At 72.6% G+C, this 5,056-nt stretch carries 6 protein-coding genes; all 6 read left to right on the top strand.

Annotated features, from left to right (window positions below):
- Positions 1-763: cell division protein FtsQ/DivIB (locus AC2CHG_RS29865; RefSeq protein ID WP_484526055.1), on the top strand; the 763-nt coding region annotated here is incomplete at its 5' end.
- A 245-nt stretch (positions 764-1,008) separates the two neighbouring features.
- Positions 1,009-2,124: a cell division protein FtsZ gene (ftsZ, locus tag AC2CHG_RS29860; protein ID WP_135241281.1), complete on the top strand. Its 1,116-nt coding sequence runs from the start codon at positions 1,009-1,011 to the stop codon at positions 2,122-2,124.
- Positions 2,125-2,133: 9 nt separating this feature from the next.
- On the top strand, positions 2,134-2,880 hold the full coding sequence (locus AC2CHG_RS29855) for a YggS family pyridoxal phosphate-dependent enzyme (RefSeq protein ID WP_262014596.1): 747 nt from the start codon (positions 2,134-2,136) through the stop codon (positions 2,878-2,880).
- A gap of 193 nt (positions 2,881-3,073) precedes the next feature.
- Positions 3,074-3,775 carry a cell division protein SepF gene (locus AC2CHG_RS29850; RefSeq protein ID WP_262014597.1) on the top strand — a complete coding sequence of 234 codons (702 nt, stop codon included), beginning with the start codon at positions 3,074-3,076 and terminating at the stop codon, positions 3,773-3,775.
- 28 nt (positions 3,776-3,803) lie between these two features.
- Positions 3,804-4,109 carry a YggT family protein gene (locus AC2CHG_RS29845; protein ID WP_013287596.1) on the top strand — a complete coding sequence of 102 codons (306 nt, stop codon included), beginning with the start codon at positions 3,804-3,806 and terminating at the stop codon, positions 4,107-4,109.
- Positions 4,110-4,150: 41 nt separating this feature from the next.
- On the top strand, positions 4,151-4,954 hold the full coding sequence (locus AC2CHG_RS29840; protein WP_402808614.1) for a DivIVA domain-containing protein: 804 nt from the start codon (positions 4,151-4,153) through the stop codon (positions 4,952-4,954).
- Positions 4,955-5,056: the final 102 nt, after the last annotated feature.

Genomic DNA, 5,056 nt, shown 5'->3' with positions numbered 1-5,056 from the left:
GCGCAGCCCGGCCCGGCGCTGGCAGCTCGTGCGGGCGAACGCGGACGCGGTGCCGCCGTCGACCCGCCGGTTCATGGCCCGGGCCCGGCAGCGGCGGATGCGCGCGGCGCTGCCGTGGGCGGTCGCCGCGGCGGTGCTCGCCGTCGCGGGCCTGGTGGCGTGGACGGTGCTGGGCACCGGCCTGTTCGGCGTCCGCGAGGTACGGGTGGTCGGCGCGCGGCTGGTCACCCCGGTGCAGATCCGCGACGCCGCGGCGGTGCCGGACAACGCGCCGCTGGCCCGGGTGGACCTGGACGCGACCGCGCGCAAGGTCGGCACGCTGCCGCCGGTGGCGAGCGCGACTGTGGAACGGGAGTGGCCGGGCACGCTGGTGATCCGGGTGCGGGAGCGCACCCCGGTGGCGGCGGTGCCGCAGGGTGAGGGCTTCGTGGTCGTCGACGGCTCGGGCGTGGTGTTCCAGCGCCTGGACCGGGCGCCGGACGGGTTGCCGCAGGTCCGGGTGGTCCGGCCGGGCCCCGACGACCCGGGTACGCGGGCCGGGCTGGCGGTGCTCGCGGCGCTGGGGGAGAAGCTGCGCGCGGAGCTGGTCGCGGTGGACGTGGCCGGCCTGGCCCGGATCACGCTGCTGCTGCGCGGTGAGCGTCAGGTGTTCTGGGGTGACGCCTCCCGGGGCACCGACAAGTCGACGGTGGCGACTGCTCTGCTGAGCCGCAAGGCGGACCGGATCGACGTCAGCGCGCCGGACGTGGTCACGTTCGAGTGACCCGCGGCTCAGCGGGCGGGCGATGTGTCCCCTGTCGCTCGGTCGGCGACACGCCGGAACAGGTCCTTGGCTCCTGGCGCGGCGGCGCATACGTTGCCCCGAAGAGATCAGTGGTTGACATAACTCTAAGCCTCTAGTAGAGGGTGAGGGTTCAGCCGTCGGAGGCCACGGGGAGTGTCCGGCCGCTGATCCGGCCAAGCCGTGTGGGGTCGGCCCATGCCAATCTCGAAGGGAAAGGACCGGAGATGACACCTCCGCACAACTACCTGGCGGTCATCAAGGTCGTCGGCATCGGGGGCGGCGGCGTCAACGCCGTCAACCGGATGATCGAGGTTGGGCTCAAGGGCGTCGAGTTCATCGCGATCAACACCGATGCGCAGGCGTTGCTGATGAGCGACGCGGACGTCAAGCTCGACGTGGGCCGGGAGCTGACCCGGGGACTCGGCGCGGGCGCCAACCCGGACGTCGGCAAGAACGCGGCCGAGGACCACCGCGACGAGATCGAAGAGGTCCTCAAGGGCGCCGACATGGTGTTCGTGACCTGCGGCGAGGGCGGCGGCACCGGCACCGGCGGCGCGCCGGTCGTGGCGAACATCGCCCGCAAGCTCGGCGCGCTCACCATCGGTGTGGTCACCCGGCCGTTCTCGTTCGAGGGCAAGCGCCGGCAGGTCCAGGCCGAGGCGGGCATCGAGGAGCTGCGCAACCAGTGCGACACGCTCATCGTGATCCCGAACGACCGCCTGCTCGCGCTCGGCGACCGCAACATCTCCATGATGGACGCGTTCCGCACCGCCGACCAGGTGCTCCTCTCCGGTGTCCAGGGCATCACCGACCTGATCACCACGCCGGGTCTGATCAACCTGGACTTCGCCGACGTGAAGAGCGTGATGAGCGGCGCCGGCAGCGCGCTCATGGGCATCGGCAGCGCCCGGGGCGAGAACCGTGCCGTCGAGGCGGCCGAGGCGGCCATCTCCAGCCCGCTGCTGGAGCAGAGCATGGACGGCGCGCGCGGCGTGCTGCTCTCCATCGCCGGCGGGTCGGACCTCGGTCTGTTCGAGATCAACGACGCGGCGCAGCTGGTCACCGACGCGGCCCACCCGGACGCGAACATCATCTTCGGTGCGGTCATCGACGACGCGCTCGGCGACGAGGTGCGGGTGACAGTGATCGCGGCGGGCTTCGACGGTGGCACGCCGGCGTACAAGGCGGTCGAGCCGCCGCGCAAGAGCAACCAGAACCCGCCGGCCCAGCCGAACGCTCCGGTGAGCCCGCCGGCCACCATGCCGGCGCCGCAGCAGCCGTCGCGCCGGGTGCTGTTCGACGACGTCGACGTGCCCGACTTCCTCAAGAACGGGTCCTGAGCCGCGCCGATGACGGAGTCACAGACGGCGGTGCGGCCCGAGCGGCGTGCCGAGCTGGCGGCCGGGCTGGCCCGGGTGCGGGCCCGCATCGCCGACGCCTGCGCGGCCGCCGGGCGGCCGCGCGACGAGGTCACCCTGGTCGCGGTGACCAAGACGTACCCGGCGGCGGACGTGGTCGCGCTGGCCGGGCTCGGTGTGACCGACGTCGGGGAGAACCGCGACCAGGAGGCGGCGCCGAAGGCGCAGGCGGTGGCAGAGACCGGCGCCGCGCCGCGCTGGCACTTCATCGGCCAGTTGCAGCGCAACAAGGCCCGCTCGGTGGTCCGCTACGCCGACGTGGTCCAGTCGGTGGACAGCGTCCGGCTGGCCGCCGCGCTGGACGCCGCCGCCGGGGCGGTCCGGGACCGGCCGCTGGACGTGCTGGTGCAGGTGAGCATCGACGGCGACCCGGCCCGGGGCGGCGCGCTGCCGGGCGCGGCAGATCCGCAGCGCGGGCTCGACCCGGTGGCCGCGGCGGTGGCCGGGGCCGACGGGCTGCGGCTGGCGGGCCTGATGGCGGTGGCGCCGCTGGGCTGGGAGCCGGACCGGGCGTTCGCCCGGCTGGCCGAGGTGGCGGCGGCGCTGCGGGCCGACCATCCGGGCGCGACGGTGCTGTCGGCGGGCATGAGCGGAGACCTGGAGAGCGCGATCGGTCACGGCGCGACACATGTCCGTGTCGGCAGCGCGTTGCTCGGAATGCGCCCTGCGCTGCGGTAGCCTCACCACGACGGAAGCAAATTACATCAGTGTTGTTCAGGACGGCGTTCCCGTAGCCGGGGGCCGTGACGGGCGGACCGCGAACCGCACGTCAGGGGATTGCCGATCCGGTCCGGTGGGCATGATCGTCCACTCGTGATCAAGCGACACGGCACGGGGGCGCGTGCCGCACGGCGGACGGAAGGGCGCGGGGATGGGTGCACTGCGCAAGGCGGGGGTCTGGCTCGGTCTCGTCGAGGAGGACGACGAGCGGGCGTACGAGGACGGTGGCTACGACAAGGGTGGCTACCGGGACTCGTCGCGCTACCGGTCGAGCCGGTACGCCGAGGAGTTCGCCGACGAGGACGACGACGAGGCCGAGGAGCCGCCGACGACGCGTGGCCGGCTCGGCGAGCGGGGCCGGCTGTCCGAGCGCGCCTCCAGCCGCGCCGCCGACGTCGACCGGGCCGAGACCGAGCGCCCGGAGCGGGCCGAGCGGTCCAGCGTGCGGTCGATCACCCGGTCCTCCGGCGGCGACAGCTCGGGCGCCCTGACCTATCACACCCGGGACAATCTCGCGCTCGCGCCGCAGGCTCAGCCGCGCGAGCGGGAGCGTGTGGCGCCGGAGGACGAGCAGCGCTACCAGATCACCACGCTGCACCCGACCACGTACCGCGAGGCGCGGACCATCGGCGAGCACTTCCGGGACGGCGTACCGGTGATCATCAACCTCACCGAGATGGACGAGGCGGACGCCCGCCGGCTCGTCGACTTCGCCGCCGGGCTCGCGTTCGGTCTGCGCGGTACGATCGAGCGCGTGACCAACCGGGTGTTCCTGCTCTCACCGGCCAATGTCCAGGTCACCGCGGAGGACAAGGCCAAGATCGCTGAGGGCGGCTTCTTCAGCCTGAGCTGAGCCGCACGACCGAGGGACGTCGCCTGCCGTGTTGTCGATCCTGTTCCAGGTGCTCTACCTGCTGCTGTACATCTTCCTAATTGTCCTATTGGCGCGATTTGTTCTTGGGGCGGTGCTGGCCTATGGTCGCCGCTGGCAACCGGGACGGGGAGCGTCGGCGGGACTGGAAGTCGTGTGGAGCGTCACTGATCCGCCCCTGCGAGCGTTGAGGCGTGTGATCCCACCACTGCGAATTGGTACCGTGAGCATCGACCTGGCCTCCCTTGTGCTCCTGGTTATCCTGTTCGTGCTGATGGAGTTCGTGTTTAGGCGCCTGATCTTCGCGTTTGCCTGACCAGAGCGCTTTCGCGGCCGCAACTGACCCGAGGAGTTTCGATGCCGCTGACCCCGGCCGACGTCCACAACGTCGCCTTCAAAAAGCCGCCGATCGGCAAGCGGGGGTATGACGAGGAGGAGGTCGACGCCTTCCTGGACGAGGTCGAGCGTGAGCTGGCCCGTCTGATCGAGGAGAACAACGAGCTGCGCGCCCAGGTGGAGCGCGGCGGTCGGGGTGGCGCTCCCGCCGGCCCCGGCGGTGACGCCCGCCTCGCGGCGGAGCTCAACGACGTCAAGGCCCAGCTCGACCGGGTGCAGCGCGACAAGGCGGCCGCCGAGCAGGCGGCCCGCGCGATGCAGGCCGAGCTGGAGCAGGTCCGCACGCAGGGCGGCCCGGCCGGCGTGACCGGTGACGGCGAGCAGCAGGCGCTGCGGGTGCTCATGATGGCCCAGCGCACCGCCGACGACCACGTCTCCGACGCCCGTCGCGAGGCCGACCAGCTGCTCTCCGAGGCCCGCTCGAAGGCCGAAGAGGTCACCCGGGAGGCGCGCGCCAAGGCCGACGCCCTGGAGCGGGACGCCCGCCAGCGGCACCAGGAGGCCATGGGCGGCCTGGACGCCAAGCGCACCGCGCTGCAGAAGCACATCGAGGAGCTCAAGCAGTTCGAGCGCGAGTACCGCACCCGCCTCAAGGCGTACCTGGAGAGCCAGCTGCGTGACCTCGACGGTCGCGGCCAGGGTCTCGAGGTGGAGATGAACCGCGCCGAGGGCACCCGTGCCACAGGCAGCAACGGTCTCGCCGCGGCCGGCCTCGCCGGCTCCTACGGCGGTGGCCGCTCGGGCTCGCTCGAGTCCGGCCGCTGATCCCGCGTCGGGGGGCGGGCCCCGGTCGGCCCCCCACCCCCCACACCCCCACCACCCCGCCGGGGGGGTGCCCTGGTAGCCGCCCCCATCCTCGTCAAACAC

It is taken from the genome of Micromonospora sp. ATLC20 (assembly GCF_057196585.1).
The sequence above is the reverse complement of the archived record's forward strand: the minus strand, read 5'-3'. Positions and strand labels throughout refer to the sequence as shown.